This window comes from Yersinia nurmii (assembly GCF_001112925.1).
Taxonomy (GTDB): domain Bacteria; phylum Pseudomonadota; class Gammaproteobacteria; order Enterobacterales; family Enterobacteriaceae; genus Yersinia; species Yersinia nurmii.
Genome location: NZ_CPYD01000010.1, coordinates 104,646 through 120,897, shown reverse-complemented (window position 1 = coordinate 120,897; position 16,252 = coordinate 104,646). Strand labels below are relative to the sequence as shown.

The window sequence follows — 16,252 nt, the reverse complement described above, 5'->3', positions numbered from 1 at the left end:
TATCTTGTAAGACGAACATCAAAAACCAAGCATACGACAAATAGCAAGATACTGATTTATAGATATTTACCTATTTCCCGCTATTACTCTGCTTTGCTCATCCACATACCGAAACATTAACTGAAAGCCTACCGCCTAACCCTTCCCCTGATAAGTTCTACCATAATAACCATCAGCTTACGTTGAGATTTTGCGGCCATTGTCCCATGAAACATGGCCGCAAAATCACTGGCTAAACGCTAGCGAATTAAGCGTTCCACCAAACCACTCCGTCGCTGAGTCGGAGTCAGTATTGCGCTCGTCAATACCTTGTCAGTGCAATAGAGCGTTAAATGCTTCCGAGCACGGGTTATCGCCGTATAAACTAATTCTCTGGTGACTACCGGAAGAAAATGGTTCGGTAAAACTAACGCAGTGTGCTCAAACTCGGATCCCTGAGACTTATGCACCGTCATTACATAGGCTGTTTCATGACTAGGCAAACGACTCGGCTGTACCGATTTAATGCTGCCATCTGGTAACTGGAAATGAACACGCAAATCGCCTTCAGAGTCATATAAAGCAATACCAATGTCGCCGTTAAATAACCCAAGGGCGCTATCATTGCGGTCAATCATTACCGGCCTGCCAAGATACCAGCGACCTGATGGCCCCGGAATCCGGCGAATCAATCCTTTTTGGTTGAGAATCTGCTCAATTCTTTCGTTCAGACCGCTAACGCCAAATGGCCCCGTTCGAAGCGCACAAAGCAACTGATAACGACCAAATTCAGTCAATATAACAGCGGGGTCGGCGCCCTCAACCACCTGCTGCAAATAACGCTGATAACCGACGAGGCTATGGTGTAATAGACGCTGGTAGTCATCAGCTTCAGATAACGGGAAATACTCGATATCTTCGAAGTTGCCATTCAATATGGAAAGTGCCTCACGAGGCTTGCCCGCATTGACCGCTAACGCCAGTTGTCCAATGCCGGATTTCTCATCAAAACGGTAGCTTTTTCGGAGCAAACATAGGCTATCGCGTATATTTGCTGCGTTATCGATAGCAGTTCCCGCAAGCTGGCAACCCGTCAGACGCGTCAGTTCTTCTGCGCGCTGTGGGCTATACCCGGACTCGACCAGCCGGCAGATATCCCCTAAAACGGCACCGGCTTCAACCGATGCCAATTGATCCCTATCTCCGAGGAAAATCACTCTGGCCTGCGGTGGCAGTGCCGCAATCAATTTTGCCATCATAGGCAAATCAACCATAGAAGCTTCGTCTACCACCAACACATCCAGATTCAATGGATTTCCCCGGTGAAAGCGTAAACGTTGGCTATTGGGCTGAGCGCCAAGCAGACGATGTATCGTTGAGGCCTGATCGGGAAACAGCTTTCTTTCGTTTTCACTGAGTGGCAGATCGTTACTGGCCTTGCCTAATGATTCCGTTAATCGTGCGGCAGCTTTACCGGTCGGTGCAGCCAATTGAATACGCAATTTTTTATCTTCATTCAATTGCACTAGCGCCGTTAACAACCTGGCCACCGTGGTCGTTTTCCCAGTGCCTGGCCCGCCAGAAATTACCGAAATTCGGCGAGTAACGGCAACAGCCGCAGCCACCTTCTGCCAATCGATTTCACCCGATGACGCACCAAACAGGTTATCCAGAATCCCTCGTAACCGTTTCTCATCGATTGGTTCATTCACGTCATCGTGGGCAATAAAATCCGCTACATCGCCCTCACTTTGCCACATACGTTGTAAATAGAGGCGTTCCTGCTGTAATACCAAAGGAGTAGGTAAAGAGCCATCACTGATTGCATCCGAAAGTGCTAACGCGGCCTGCAAATCTGCAGCCTCCGGCTCTCCGGCAGCTTGCCATAGGGCATGAGCCAAATCGGGCTGCCGTCCACCAAACAGTCGCTCCGGATGCAGTCTGTCTAAAGGCAGGCAAACGTGCCCAGCTCCGGTTTCAGCGCTTAAATATGCCGCAACCAATTGGATCAAAGGAGAATTATCAGTAGCGATCATCCGTGCAAACTGAACGTCTAACGGGCGCAATAGTTTGTCGCTAACCGCCTGTTCCAGCAGCGTTATCATTCTGACTCTCCATCTGCGTTCACGGATTCCCCGCTAAATAGGCGATCCATTCCTTCAACCAAGGCGATATCCGGCCGACAGTCAAAAACGCCGTTTCCAGGTTTTTGACTATCTGCGCCACGTAAAAAGAGATAAATCACGCCGCCAAAGTGCCGCTGATACTCATAATCGGGTAAACGATGCCGTAAATAACGATGCAGAGCCAAGGTATAAAGCTGATACTGCAAATCATAGCGATGTTCAGCCATAGCCTGTTCCATCGCCTCTCTGGTATAGGCGCTGCTATCTTCCCCCAACCAGTTTGATTTGTAGTCCAACAGATAATATTTACCCTGCCAGCAAAATACCAGATCGATAAAACCTTTGAGCATTCCTTGAACCTGCTGGAAATCCAGCTTGGGGCAACGAGCGGACAGAGGGTCATATTGCCTGACCAAAGCATCCAGTTCATTTGGCTGCAATAAACGCTCGATAGGTAGGTAAAACTGTAGCTCTGCCTGCTTATCCTTCGGTGGTAAATGGCTCAATGTCACGCCTGTATTGTTTAACGGCGTAGTGAGAATATCGGTAAGCCATTGATGCAGAACCGGTTGCCATTCATCCCCTAATCCCTGCTGCTGCAGTTGCTCAGCTAACCAGGCTTCGTCGAGGGGCTGACTGAAGTCCAAAGGCTCCAGTAAATCATGCAAAAAGGTTCCGGGCGCGGCACCTCTTGGGAAGGTATGAGCCGTCAAACTCGCTTCTTCCGCAGGCCCTTTTTCTCCAGCAGCGTCGGTGTCCAGCTTCGGTAATAGCTCTTGGGGTAACACATCGTCTGTCGGAATGCTGATATTTTTGGACGAGCCATGTTGTTGTAATCCCGAATAACTGGTTACGCGCCAATTATCGAACATTTTACGCGAGAAGGTACGAGCTGCCAGTTCTGGCATAGGTTCGTTTTGCTGCTGCCACTGGCGATCATCCAGCCGTTCGACCAAGGTGACCGCAATATCCTCATCGGATAAGTCAGCCAGCTTTTCAGCCAGGAAAACGGCGTCTCCTGCCTGCGCAGCTTGAACCAAGTAGCCGAGAGCGCTGAGATGCATATCACTCTCCCCCTGTTTTTTCCGGCCACCTTTAATAAGGGGAGCAATACCGATGCTACAGTGATAAATCGAGCGGGTAAGGGCAACGTATAACAGGCGAAGATCCTCAGCTAACCGCTCTTCTTCAGCGAGTTGCTTACTCTCGTCACTGGCGTTCAAATCCAGCAGGGCTTCAAAATTAGTTCTATCGTGGTACAACACATCCTGTTGCTGCCTGAAATTGCCCACAAAAGGCAACCAGACCAAGGGGTACTCCAATCCTTTCGACTTATGAATGGTGATGACCTGCACCAAATGGCGATCGCTTTCGAGCCTTAACTGTTGGTTTTCCGATTGATAGTTGGGCTGAGCAATCTGTTGAGCCAGCCAGCGAACCAGACCATGCTCACTGTCTAACTGCGATTCTTCTTCCTGCAATAACTCACCCAAATGCAGCACGTCAGTCAGCCGCCGTTCACCACCAGCCGTGGCCAGTAGGTTTTCGGCCAATCCCCTACGCGCAATAAGCTCACGTAGCATCGGTAAAACACCACGTTTTTGCCAGTGTTGTCGATAGCGATCAAATTCCTCAACTAACGCATCCCAAGCTTTTTCATCGTGATTAAGCGCATCTAACATCTGCGCATCCAGCCCCAGCAAACTGGTCGCCATGGCGCTGCGTAATGCCCTTTCTTGTTCTGGTGCCAATACCGCCTGCAACAACCACAATAAATCCTTGGCTTCTGGGGTTTCAAATACGCTGTCTCGGTTCGACATATACACCGAAGGAATAGACAGCAGACTTAAGGCATCACGGATTAATGCAGCTTCCGCGCGGCTTCGCACCAGAATAGTGATATCCGACGCTTGTACCGGACGCGGCCCATCAGGTGTCTGTAAAATAGCCTTCCCTTGCTGCCCGGCGGTTAACCAATCACGAATCTGCACGGCACATTGGCGAGACATAAGCTGCTGATATTCGCTCACACCAACGCCATCACCATGCTGTAACCAGAAATGCAGTGCAGGTTGCGTATGACCTTCAATCTGGAAATCCAATACCTGGTTTTTCTCTGCCGCCGCAACTTCGATAAAGGGTATTTGCTCGAATAAAAAAGGCGCTCTAACTCGGCTAAATAAGCGGTTTACCGAACGAACCATCGGAAAAGATGAACGCCAGTTGGTTTCCAAAGTGTAGTGAGCACTAACCTCAGAACGAGCGCGAATATAGGTAAAGATATCCGCTCCGCGAAATGCATAGATCGCCTGTTTGGGATCGCCGATAAGCAACAGGCCGCACTCTTTCTGGCGACCATACAGCGTATTGAAGATCCGGTATTGTTGAGGATCGGTATCCTGAAATTCATCAATCATTGCAACGGGATAACGCTGCCGGATAGCTTCAGACAACATTTCACCGCCCGGCTGCTGTAAAGCGGCATCCAAACGGCTGAGAAGATCGTCAAAACCGAGCTCTGCCCGCTGCCGTTTCTCCTGCTGAACACTCATTCGAATTTCACTGATCGCCCGAGCCAAAATCAGGTCTCGCAGCGTTAAGGGTTGTTCAAACAAAACGTCAATCGCGGTAAATAGTGGATGTTCAGGAGCCGCTCCTTTTTTGGTTTTTTCAAACAAAACTGTCTGGCGAAACTTCTCTAACTCTTTGGGCAAGATATAGTCTAGGGTTTCCTGCTCGGCCCATAGCCCAACTTTCTCAAGCCAATTGGGAAGGTGCTTACTGCTGTAACTACGCTTATCCACTCCTGATTCACTAATCAACCCAGCCAGTTCATGGGCGCTTTGACGCCAGAATGCTTTTAACTCATCGATCTTCGTGATGACCTGCTGATGACGGCTGAAAATCGTTTCGTCATCTCTAGGAGTTTGTCGCAGCTTAGGCGCCTCCCCCTGAAGATAAGCAGATAAATCTTTGAGTAACGCTTCTGGACCGCTCCATTCCTGACTCACTACCGCGGCAATAGCCAAAGGCAATGGATAACAGTGACGACGCCAAAAATCGGCACAGGCCTGCCGCCGCAGTGGTAATTCATCCTGAATCAGTTTTTGTTCGAACAGAATCCCTGATTCAAATGCGTTATTAGCCAGCATCCTCTGGCAGAAACCATGAATGGTATAAATCGCGGCTTCATCCATTTGCCGCTCGGCCGCAAGCAGATACGCCGCAGCAGCGGGTAAATCTGTGATCTCTGCCAATAACGCCCGATGCGCCGGATTATTACTTTTCCCTCGCACACAAGCGATACGTAATTCATGGATATTGCTACGGATTCTCCCCCTCAGTTCCTCGGTCGCTGCTTCGGTAAAGGTTACCACCAAGATTTCTTCTACAGTCAGCGGGCGTAGGTAAGCGGAGCTTCCCCCCAGCCCGAGTAACAATCGTAAATAGAGCAATCCGATAGTAAACGTTTTTCCCGTACCGGCCGACGCTTCAATCAGGCGTTCGCCATAAAGCGGTAAAGTCAGCGGTTCAAGTCGTTGGGGAGAATTTGTCATCATGGCACCAATACTTTCCGTGGCAGAGTTTGCTGTAACGATGACGCGTTAGGATAAGTTTTCCACCCTTTAGGCGCAGCATAACTACCCGCATCCTTTCCGTTACCTTTAACCTGAGAAAGCAACGCAAGCCCTTGAGGTTTAATCACCGCCTGCTGGAAATAGTCAGCCAGCTCAGCGTTATTAATTTGCCGAACCTGAGCGATCAAGTTATCCCGAGTATCAAAAGCAAAATTATTTCGACTAAAGTCATTACTTAAGCGGCTGGCTTCCTCACCCAACGTCTGCGGGCGTTGCAGCAGTTGGTTAATCAGTCCCTGCTTATACTGCTCGAAATCTGCCGGTTTCATATCCCGCAAACGCTTCTCAGCCTGAGGATAGAAAGCCAGATAGCGTTGATAGAGGTACTTAGGTTGCTTACTATTACTTTGCAGCAGGAAGCCTATCCCCCATTGACGCCCTACTGACATCGGGAAGGCGAAGACGGCATAGCCTAACTGCTCCTCGGTGCGCAACCGATCGTAGAACCACGGTTGAATGATTTGCCCCAACAAGTTGCTGTAAGCCATGCTTTTGATTTCATTATAGCCAGTAGGAATATATACCGCAGCCAAAGCCGCATCGGTGCTACTACCCACTCGTTGTAAATTAGCCAACTGCGTCTTATCGACTATCACGTCCTCCCCGACCCACCAATTTGTGCCAATGCAACCCAGCTGTTTTTTCAGGGTTTCAGCTAACTCGCTAACCTGTTTAGGTGCCATATTCCCGATAGCCAGGATTTCAACCGCAGACTCCTTAAGTAAACGATCACGGTAAGCGATCACCTCCTGCACTGTAATCGTATCGAGGAGCTGACTTCTTTCACTACGCTCGGTATAAGGCACACGAGACAGCATTTTTATCGGCTGAATCGCCAGTTCAAATGCTTTTCCTTTATCCGCAATAGCCAGCTGCTCGCGATACCAAGATTTAGCCTGCGTCAACTGATCTTCTGTCGGAGTGAAGCTGGAGTACCCTGTGACTAAAGAGGTCAATAGCTGAGGTAAACGCTGAGTAAAACCATTGGCATTGACGTATAAACCATTGCTCGGCCCGGTCGAGAAGCTAATGCCACCGATAGATGCCTGGTAGCTCAATTGATCGAGAGAAAGTGAAGCCAGATAGTCAGTCAGAGCGAACAATACCTGATGACGAGCATCGTCGAGCGCATGTTGATTACGAAATGCGAGAGAGATATCCGCTTTAGGTTCATCAGCAAAATACTGGCTAGGCATGTAGAACACACGTAAACCTGGCTGATCGACGATTTTCTCTGGACGAGTCATCGTTTTATCGACTTTAACCAAAGAAAAATCATCAGGAATATAAGGGTTTAGCGACGGTAAGGAGAGCGCGACTTTTTGTTCTAAATTTTGCCACTCTTTCAACTGCTGAGGAGTGATTTTGTTCACCTGATAAGGTGCTTCAACAAAATAAGCCGTTTTGTTATGTGGCTCATTAGGGCTGATATACCAAATTCTGGCATTTTCCGGCGTCATTTCCGCCAATCGGGCGGCAATGGCTTTAGGAGCAAAACGATCGGCCAGATAAGGCGCATCAAGCGTATGCTCGACCGGTACTCGTAGCATCATATCCACCAGCCACTCGATATAATCCATATCCCGAGTGATGGATGGATAACGGAAATCCAGGTTCAATACATGAGCAATTTCATCAAAGTAACTTTTATTAATACCTTCTTTGCCTAACATTTTCAGATACTCAAAAATAGCCGCAACGACTAAATCTCGCTGTGCCAGCCCTTTATCTGTCAAGGATACTGAGATCGAAAATACTCCGCCGTTGCGATCAACCATAGGATCGGCCCCTGCGTTGATCGAGTCGGCAAGCCCCTGCTTTTGTAACCAGTCAGATAAGGTATTTTTGCTACGATTACCAATCAGATAACTAATATAAGTATCTGTCTTACTTCTAAATTCAGCACTATTATTGTCGATGCGAAAATCAACTTTCAGCTGCTTACGCGGCTGTGCGGGAACATAATGAATGATGATACCGGTTTGCTCAGCGGTGACCACAGGTACGGTGATAGGTGGAACCTTGGCATCATGATTAGGAATACGACCAAACGTATCTGCCGCTAACTGAGCCAGCTGATCCAAAGGCTGGTTACTATAAATCACGCCAACCATCAGGTTTGCGGAATAATAACGCTTATAAAAATCTAACAGTTCATCATGCAACTTTCCGTCAGGCTTATCCTTCAGCGTCTCCAGATTACCACCGGAAAAACGAGCGCTAGGGTGAGCCGGATTGAGCGTTTCTGCATTAACTTGGCCAATGCGCATACCGTCACGAGAACGAGCCATAGTCAGTTCAGCATTGACGGCGTTACGCTCCCGATCGGCATTAATCGGATCCAGCAGAGGCTCGGCAATAGCATCGGCCAAACGTTCAACCGCAGGTGCTAAAGCATCATTTTCCACTTCCAGATAAAATGCCGTGCGATAAGAAGCCGTGCTGGCATTGTGGCTACCGCCGTGCTTTTTCAGGAATTCCGAAAGATTTCCTGGTTCAGGGAATCGCTTCGACCCCATAAGAACCATATGTTCAAGGTAATGAGCTAACCCCAACTGATTATTGGGATCTTCCAGCGTGCCAACAGGCAGCGCTAAAGCAGCCAAAGACTTCGGCGCATCCTGGTCAGACACCAAAAGCACCGTCATACCGTTAGCCAGTTTTATTGCCTGATATTTACGTTGATCGTGTTGGCTTTTATGAATGGTTTCCGCTAATGGTTGCCAACCTGTCGAAGCCCAGCTAACCGGCATCCACAACCATAATAAGAAAATTACACCGGCGATACGGGTAAGCTGTTTGTGCATTCCTTTCTCCCATGACCCTAAAAATATGGCACCAGAATTTTGTCGCGTTTGTTGAGTACCAAACGTTTGGTACCTAATTTTTCTACAGGCTGATACTCATCAGCAAATTTCAGTAATTGTAATATTTATGACAATAAAACAATCAGTTAGAAAACGGTGAACAGCTAAATAAAACGTTCTAATACTATTGCCATTTACTCTTCACCGCCCAATTGTTGTTAAACTCGATTGTGCTGCGCAACAGGCAATAAGTAACGTTCCGTTTCTTGTAAAATCATTGCCAGACGAGTGCTGTCCATGTGGCGGAAAACTCGTTGTATGTAAGGATCTTCTCCCTCTCCAGCTATTTGCTGAGATCCCTGCCAAGCCAATAAAAGCTTATTGCGGGCTTTTTCCTGCGTATCTTCATCCCACAGAATTTGTCCGGACTCCGCATTAAAACACTGACTGAGCCAAGCCCAGCCACTTTTGCTCAAAAGCAATAATGGTCGGCTCATTCCTTTTTGGTAACCCTCAAGTAATATCTGCAGATTAGCCTGAGCCTCACTTGCCTCGAGAGGCCCAAAACGCCATGTGGTTCCTTTTCGGCCATACATTCGGCTTTCGCCCTTTCCGCCCGCTGCACAGTAAACCACATGCTCAACCCAAAGAAGCAACCCATCCACTGCCGTCAGAGCCGCTGGCCGCCAGCGAACTAATCCATCGGCCTGCACCTGATGTATCCAGCCGGTGATAGACATGTCTTCCAAGGTGATATTTAATTCCAGACTATAAGCCTCGCAGCGCTCCTCTCTGACCTGCTCAGCAAGCAAGGCCATTTCTTCGAGCTGCTCTCGCCAGTAAATCTCGCCAAATGCCCCGAAAGGAAGATCGCCACTCGCTCGCGCTCTGGCAAAGACTTTATCAACATTTAACTGCTCCACTAACGCATTCAATAACTGAGTATTTAGTTGATAACGGCTGAGATTATCCAGCGTGAATGGCTCCTCGTCTGGTAATTCCGTCTCTTCGATCACAAAGTTAACCCCCAACCGACGCTGGAAAAAGGCTCGAATCGGATGACGATAAAAGCGGGTTAAATCATCCAACAACAGTTCTTGTACAGGCTCCGGCGAGAGCGGCTGATTAAAATCAGGATGGGCCTTCCCTTTTTCGCCTGCAGCAGGCAACCATTCCACCGCATAGCTTTGCATTTCACTACCCTGAATAAAGTTCTCTATCGCAAAGGGCACTCGCGCATGCCAGTTTTGTAAGTGTTCGATAACCTGTTGTGCGCTTTCATCCACGCTAACCGACTCATTACCGGGAAGATGGAAACTCTGACCGATATATTCGATCAATTCACTCACCAATACCGACGGGTAGCGCAGACTATTATCCTGAATCGAACGCCCGATATAGCTGATATACAGACGCTGTTGTGCTGACAGCAGAGCCTCAAGGAACAGATAGCGGTCATCGTCCCGGCGGCTGCGATCTCCGCGCTGAATTTGTTTAGCCATCAAATCAAAACCTAACGGGGGCAAAGTGCGCGGGTAGACACCGTCGTTCATTCCCAGCAGGCAAACCACTTTGAATGGGATTGAGCGCATCGGCATCAATGTACAGAAGTTTATTGGCCCTGCCAGGAAACGCTGGCTGATTCTCTCGTTATCCAACCGAGAAGCCAGTTCTTCTCGCAATAAGGTCAGGGGCACTCGTTCAGGGTACTGGGCGCTAATGCCATAACCGATTACTTTTAACCATTGTTGCTCAATCAGGGCGAGCACCGCTTCGGTTTCATTATCTTGTTCAAAAAAGGTATCGAGCAGTTGGCGACATAGCGGCGACCATTCCGCCAGAGTTCGCGCCTCACCCAATTGCTGCCTCCAACGACTCAGTTGCATCAGCATTTCGGCTAATTGCCCAACTATTTCTGCCGCCAGGCCACTGGCTTCATCATATGGCAGAACATCATGCCAGTCACCGGCCTCACTGCTCATCGCATAACCCAATAACATGCGAGTCAATCCAAAGCGCCAGGTATGCTGCCCCGTAGCCGGTAACGATAACTCTCGGACATTATCATCATCCAGCCCCCAACGAATGCCGGATTCACCGACCCACTGGCGTAAGCGTCGCAGCCCGTGTTCATCAATACTAAATTTGTTAGCTAGGGCTGGAACTTCCAATAGCGCTAGTACCTGCTCGGAGGTAAAACGGCTTTGAGGGAGATCCAGCAGGGTAATGAAAGCCTGTAGCGCAGGATGCGCCTGGCTGGCTTTTCGATCTGAGATAGCAAAAGGCAAATAACGATCGGCAGAAACATTACCAAAAACCGCCTGAATATAAGGCGTATAGCTATCTATATCCGCAACCATCACAATGATATCTCTTGGCGTCAAACTGGGATCGTCCTCCAGCATGGTCAAGAGTTGATCCTGTAAGACTTCTACTTCTCTTTGCGGACTGTGACAAATATGCAGGCAGATAGAACGATCGGACGGATCCAAAAGACGTTTTTTATCGCTGGAGGCTAAAGTTTCTGGGGTTGTACCAATAACGGCGTGATCTTCTAGCTCCAGCATATCGTGTTGAATCGCGTGCAACAGATTATCAGGCTCAATATCAACAAAAGCATGTACCTCTTGAATCTCATCGACCTGAGATAACAAATACATATGGTCACGCCCCAAACGTCCCCAGGAAGCCAAAAGCGGGTTACTTAGCTCTTGCTCCCCTTCCTCGTTGAACAGTAGTGCGGCATTCTCCGGCTCACGAAATAGGCTTAACTCCAGTTTTTCGCGATAATGTCGACGTTTACGGCTCTGCAACTTCGCCAGAAAAGCGTAATTCTGGATATCACCCCAAAAATAGCGGCAAGGATTGGTGAACATCAGGTGAATATCAATATGTTTACCTAAGGCTTGCAACGCCGACAGGTAGATTGGTGGTAATGCAGAAATACCACAGATAAAGACTCGCTTAGGCAAACCCGGAGGGCAAACGTCGGTTTCAAGTAAGGTGCGGATAAACCGTTGATAGAGATTGGCGCGGTGCCATTCTGGCTGCTGAAGCTGACGCGTATATTCGGTTAAAGCTCTCCAGAGCGGAGCCTGCCATTCCTGAGCCTCGTCCAGACCGTCGATTCTAAGCCCTTGATCCCAAGCCTCCAGCCACTTTGGTCGATATACCAAATATTGGTCAAACAGGTCAGCGACCCGCGCCGCTAGCTGGTAAATTTTTCGTTTATCGCTGTCATCACTCAGGTAGCGCTGTAGCGACGAAAAGACGGGATCGTTTAGTAACTCGGGAAGTAGCCACATCAGCTTCCAGGTCATGGCATCTTTGCTGAAGGCGCTTTCTTTCGGTATGCCAGGTAATACCTTAGTAAACATATCCCAGATAAATGTCGCGGGTAGTGGGAACTCGATATTAGCCGCAATGCTGAACTGTTGTGCCAATTGCATCTGGAGCCATTGCGCCATTCCGGGGCTTTGCACCAAAATAACTTCCGGCTCAAAGGGATTATCCAACGGATCTCTTTCTATCAATGCCGTAGTCAGCGCTTTGAGTAAATCTAATTGATTAGAATGATAAACCGTGAACATCGCAACTCCCATATGGCGCATATAATCTATAGGTCAATCAGGTCATTCCTGATGAATTCCCTTTAGTACCCAACACTCTAGCCTGACATAGCCTAATGTAACAGGTTATAAACCTATAAGAGATTCATAACCCCTGACTTCCCCGATAGCAGTAAAGCCGATAAAGCTCGACTCGCTGCCGCTGCGGCGTGAGAATCTCAACGCTTAACCTCTCGCACAAGTCATCAACCTGTGTAATCACACTATTATGTTGCCAGCCTGTACCCTGCCAACCTGTCGTCGGTGGCCAACTCATTGACTCTGCAAGTCCTCTGGTCATAAAAGACTCGGTCTCATACTGAGCTAAAAGCCACGCCTGTTTTCCATGCCATTCCCGATAAAAACCCTGCACTAATATTTGGTGATATTGCAATACTCCGAGTAAGGAAACTGACAATAACAAAACCGCTATCATGACCTCAGGTATGCTAAAACCCTGCTGACTGTTTTCATTGATGAAGTGCCTCTCCATGGCCTTATTTTTCCTGCTAGAGATTGCTATTAGCCAGAGCAAAATCCCCTCTCCTTTTCCGGGCAAAAATCCAGCCAACCCTGAGCGATACCAACAATATGATGTCCCTCCGGCGAAACTTGCACATTGTCTGGAGCAACTCGCTGATAGAGATCTATTTTTTGCCCGTGGTGGTTCACCAACCCTTCCCCCCTTAATACGAAGATATTTGGGGTAACACTCGCTTTAATACAAACCCTCAATGCCTCGGAAAGATGCTCCTGACAGTGCCAGAATTTTTTACTCTGCCGAGTGTTCGCGAACTGATGCAAAGGCCATCTCTGGTTTATTCCCCAACTCAGGGCGGAAATCGCTAGGTTATAGCTACGCAGGTAATGTTGCTCATTACGGCTAATCAGTAACAGATTATCTAACTGCCTATGCATGGCCTGAAGCAACAATAGGCTCAGAGCAAAAATGAAAGTAATCGTCATCAGTATGGCGCTACCGTTCTGCGAAGATTTTCTCATAGGTTGTATACTCTGACTCTACGCTGCAACCCGTGCTGTACCTGTGATCGCTTCCCTACCTGCCCAGATAAACTAAGGGTTAAAAGGTTTCCTCTCAACGGAATATATTCTCGCTGTACGTCAAAGCCAGTGATAAAAACTTCTGTTGCATCAAATAACCTTTCCCACCCACTACTTTGACAATCAGTTTCCCCGCGAGCACTTTCCAGCTGATTTTTGCGTAGTCGATAGCCAAAATACTCGGAATGCTTATGCTTTCCCCCCTCCCACAGACCGTTTCGATTCAGATCGTAAGCCACAATGACGCAAGAATTGGCTTTCTCTCCTGAATACTGCCCCAGAAATAACCGCCTCCCTTGACAGAACCCATTGCAGAATCCGGCTCGGCGAAGATCTTTTTCAATGATTGAGATAACCCGTTGCATTGATAATTCCAGCCGATAATGCTGATAAACTGCCGTTAGCCGCTGGCGTAGTTGAGGATAAATATTCACACTGCTTAACACCATCATGCTGCCCAAGATCAAGGCAACCATCATTTCCGGCAAGCTGAATCCATCAGGGAAACAACAACCTAAATATCGGCTTCTTTTCGTTCGAAGATTAGGGTCAGTGACTAACATAACGGTATCCTAGCCTGAGCATGTTTCTCTCCGCACAATCTGATTCGTCCATGATTCGAAATAACTAACCGAATACGACCTGCAGCATTAGCCAGAATTATTCGTCCCGGCTGCGCCGTGTTCCTTAGCCCATAAAACCCAAGGCTCTCAGGCGTTAACTCAACCAAGGTAATGTCTGAGTAATCGGGCATGAATAACCATCCATCCTGCGACTGACACCCATTCAGTGGCGGCTCCCCGCTACCGATACACCAGGTATCAGCAACGCTGTGCCAGAGCAATGCCGGCCTATTCAACCAAAACGCGTCAGCCTGCAAGCGAGTTAAAAAGCCTAGTAACTGCCGAGCGGTTATCTCTAGCCTCTCCCGCTGCTGATAATGGCTCCAATGTTGAAAACCGCTAACCGAGATGTAAGCTAGCAGAGCCAGCACCAGTAGCCATTCAATCAGGCTAAACCCGCGTTGTTTCATACATACATTCGTTTTCATCCGGCGAGTTTAAGGAAGTCACCAAATGAAACCAGAGGTAAAATGAGCAATCTGAAGAGGCTTCGCAACCTCTTTAATGGCGGTGTAATGGCGGTCGTCAATCTGCGTAGCAACACGCATTTCTATACTGAAGAATGAAAATAGAAAGGACTGGGGAGAAATAAAAAACGGAGCCGTTTGGCTCCGCTTTATTCTGAGACTCATTATTAAACAAATAAGTTATGGCCGTCGTATTGATGATTAAATAGCTATTGGAGCTTTAATCCCCGGATACGGATCGTAGCCTTCAATGTCAAAATCTTCAAAACGATAGTCAAACAGCGAATCAGGTTTACGTTTGATCACCAGCTTCGGCAAAGCACGCGGCTCACGACTCAGTTGCAAATGCGTTTGTTCTATATGATTGCTGTACAGGTGAGTATCCCCGCCCGTCCAGACAAAATCGCCAACTTCCAAATCACACTGTTGCGCCATCATATGCACCAACAGCGCGTAACTGGCAATATTAAACGGCAAACCGAGGAACACATCGCAAGAACGCTGATACAGCTGGCACGAAAGCTTGCCATCGGCCACGTAGAACTGGAAGAAAGCATGGCAAGGTGCCAGCGCCATTTGATCCAGCTCGCCAACGTTCCAGGCAGAAACTATGATGCGGCGTGAATCCGGATCTTGTTTTAGCTGCTCCACAACTTTACTTAACTGGTCGATTTTGCGACCGTCTGCCGCTCCCCACGCCCGCCATTGCTTACCATATACCGGGCCTAAATCACCGTTTTCATCCGCCCATTCATCCCAGATAGAAACGTTATTATCCTTCAGGTAACCAATGTTGGTATCCCCATTCAGGAACCAAAGCAGTTCATGAATAATGGAGCGCAAATGGCAACGCTTGGTGGTGACCAGCGGGAAGCCTTCCTGCAAATTGAAACGCATCTGATGCCCGAAAATCGACAGAGTACCGGTTCCCGTACGGTCAGCTTTTGGGGTGCCCTCATCGAGCACTTTTTTCATCAAATCCAGATACTGTTTCATGTCACCTCACGAAAGTTGTTGCTGAGGACGGCGGTACGCCCAAATCATCATAATAATACCGGCCACAATCATTGGCACAGACAAAATCTGCCCCATGCTGATTACACCGTCGAACAGACCAAGTTGCGCATCTGGCTGGCGGAAACACTCCACCACAATACGGAAGAAGCCGTAACCAATCAGGAACAGCCCCGATACGCTGCCCATTGGGCGCGGTTTGCGGATAAACAGATTCAGGATAATAAATAGGACTACACCTTCCAGAATCATTTCATATAGCTGAGACGGATGGCGTGGCAACACTCCATACTGGAACAGAATGCTTTGTAACTGAGGATCGGTAGCTGCCAGCGCAATATCTTCACTACGTGAGGTTGGGAACAACATCGCCCACGGAGTATCCGTGGTCACTCGTCCCCAGAGTTCCCCGTTAATAAAGTTACCTAAGCGACCGGCGCCTAAACCGAATGGAATCAGTGGCGCTATAAAATCGGAAACCTGGAAGAAATGGCGTTTTGTGCGATGGGCAAACCACAACATGACGCAGATAACGCCGACCAGCCCGCCGTGGAACGACATACCGCCATCCCAGACTTTAAACAGGTAAAGCGGGTTATCAATAAACATCGGCAGGTTATAAAACAGGACATAGCCTAAACGCCCACCGACGAACACGCCGACAAAACCGGCATACAATAAATTTTCAACTTCATCTCTGGTCCAGCCACTGCCAGGCTTGTTTGCACGGCGAACCGCCAACCACATGGCAAAAACGAAGCCCACCAAATACATTAAACCGTACCAATGGAGAGACACTGGCCCGATGGAGAAAATGATCGGATCAATATTAGGAAACGCCAGATAGCTGTTGCTCATCTATCACCACAATATGTCTAGGATTTTTCCCCAAATTGGGGGCTGCAGGGAGCGCATGATAGCATAGGCA

The 16,252-nt window shown here is 48.3% G+C and carries 10 protein-coding genes; all 10 read right to left on the bottom strand.

Annotation, left to right across the window (positions count from 1 at the left end; all coding sequences use genetic code 11):
* Window positions 1-239: 239 nt before the first annotated feature.
* A complete protein-coding gene (gene recD, locus AD970_RS13250) occupies window positions 240-2,084 on the bottom strand; it encodes an exodeoxyribonuclease V subunit alpha (protein WP_049599859.1) in 1,845 nt (614 codons plus the stop codon).
* Window positions 2,081-5,665, bottom strand: a complete 3,585-nt coding sequence (gene recB / locus AD970_RS13245; protein WP_049599856.1) for an exodeoxyribonuclease V subunit beta — start codon at window positions 5,663-5,665, stop codon at window positions 2,081-2,083. Before recB ends, recD begins: the two co-directional genes overlap by 4 nt.
* The gene (gene ptrA, locus AD970_RS13240; protein ID WP_049599853.1) at window positions 5,662-8,550 is read right to left on the bottom strand and encodes a pitrilysin; all 2,889 of its coding nucleotides are present in this window, start codon (window positions 8,548-8,550) and stop codon (window positions 5,662-5,664) included. The genes recB and ptrA overlap by 4 nt, the downstream gene beginning before the upstream one ends.
* Window positions 8,551-8,768: 218 nt before the next feature.
* Window positions 8,769-12,140 carry an exodeoxyribonuclease V subunit gamma gene (recC, locus tag AD970_RS13235; protein WP_049600016.1) on the bottom strand — a complete coding sequence of 1,124 codons (3,372 nt, stop codon included), beginning with the start codon at window positions 12,138-12,140 and terminating at the stop codon, window positions 8,769-8,771.
* Between the two features lie 124 nt (window positions 12,141-12,264).
* A complete protein-coding gene (locus AD970_RS13230; RefSeq protein WP_072080651.1) occupies window positions 12,265-12,651 on the bottom strand; it encodes a prepilin-type N-terminal cleavage/methylation domain-containing protein in 387 nt (128 codons plus the stop codon).
* Between the two features lie 29 nt (window positions 12,652-12,680).
* A complete protein-coding gene (locus tag AD970_RS13225) occupies window positions 12,681-13,160 on the bottom strand; it encodes a YgdB family protein (RefSeq protein ID WP_049599848.1) in 480 nt (159 codons plus the stop codon).
* Window positions 13,157-13,783 carry a prepilin peptidase-dependent protein gene (locus AD970_RS13220; protein WP_072080648.1) on the bottom strand — a complete coding sequence of 209 codons (627 nt, stop codon included), beginning with the start codon at window positions 13,781-13,783 and terminating at the stop codon, window positions 13,157-13,159. The genes AD970_RS13225 and AD970_RS13220 overlap by 4 nt, the downstream gene beginning before the upstream one ends.
* Window positions 13,777-14,253 carry a prepilin peptidase-dependent protein gene (locus AD970_RS13215; RefSeq protein WP_235786932.1) on the bottom strand — a complete coding sequence of 159 codons (477 nt, stop codon included), beginning with the start codon at window positions 14,251-14,253 and terminating at the stop codon, window positions 13,777-13,779. Before AD970_RS13215 ends, AD970_RS13220 begins: the two co-directional genes overlap by 7 nt.
* Before the next feature lie 258 nt (window positions 14,254-14,511).
* Window positions 14,512-15,306: a thymidylate synthase gene (thyA, locus tag AD970_RS13210; RefSeq protein WP_049599842.1), complete on the bottom strand. Its 795-nt coding sequence runs from the start codon at window positions 15,304-15,306 to the stop codon at window positions 14,512-14,514.
* Window positions 15,307-15,312: 6 nt separating this feature from the next.
* Window positions 15,313-16,182, bottom strand: coding sequence for a prolipoprotein diacylglyceryl transferase (gene lgt / locus AD970_RS13205; protein ID WP_049599839.1), 870 nt, complete (start codon window positions 16,180-16,182; stop codon window positions 15,313-15,315).
* Window positions 16,183-16,252: the final 70 nt, after the last annotated feature.

What these genes read in the sequence shown, in the direction of transcription:
- AD970_RS13220 (WP_072080648.1), bottom strand. Translation starts at nt 13,783, where the DNA reads ATGTTAGTCACTGACCCTAATCTTCGAACGAAAAGAAGCCGATATTTA.
- ptrA (WP_049599853.1), bottom strand. Translation starts at nt 8,550, where the DNA reads ATGCACAAACAGCTTACCCGTATCGCCGGTGTAATTTTCTTATTATGG.
- AD970_RS13230 (WP_072080651.1), bottom strand. Translation starts at nt 12,651, where the DNA reads ATGGAGAGGCACTTCATCAATGAAAACAGTCAGCAGGGTTTTAGCATA.
- recB (WP_049599856.1), bottom strand. Translation starts at nt 5,665, where the DNA reads ATGATGACAAATTCTCCCCAACGACTTGAACCGCTGACTTTACCGCTT.
- recD (WP_049599859.1), bottom strand. Translation starts at nt 2,084, where the DNA reads ATGATAACGCTGCTGGAACAGGCGGTTAGCGACAAACTATTGCGCCCG.
- thyA (WP_049599842.1), bottom strand. Translation starts at nt 15,306, where the DNA reads ATGAAACAGTATCTGGATTTGATGAAAAAAGTGCTCGATGAGGGCACC.
- lgt (WP_049599839.1), bottom strand. Translation starts at nt 16,182, where the DNA reads ATGAGCAACAGCTATCTGGCGTTTCCTAATATTGATCCGATCATTTTC.
- AD970_RS13225 (WP_049599848.1), bottom strand. Translation starts at nt 13,160, where the DNA reads ATGAGAAAATCTTCGCAGAACGGTAGCGCCATACTGATGACGATTACT.
- recC (WP_049600016.1), bottom strand. Translation starts at nt 12,140, where the DNA reads ATGTTCACGGTTTATCATTCTAATCAATTAGATTTACTCAAAGCGCTG.
- AD970_RS13215 (WP_235786932.1), bottom strand. Translation starts at nt 14,253, where the DNA reads ATGAAACAACGCGGGTTTAGCCTGATTGAATGGCTACTGGTGCTGGCT.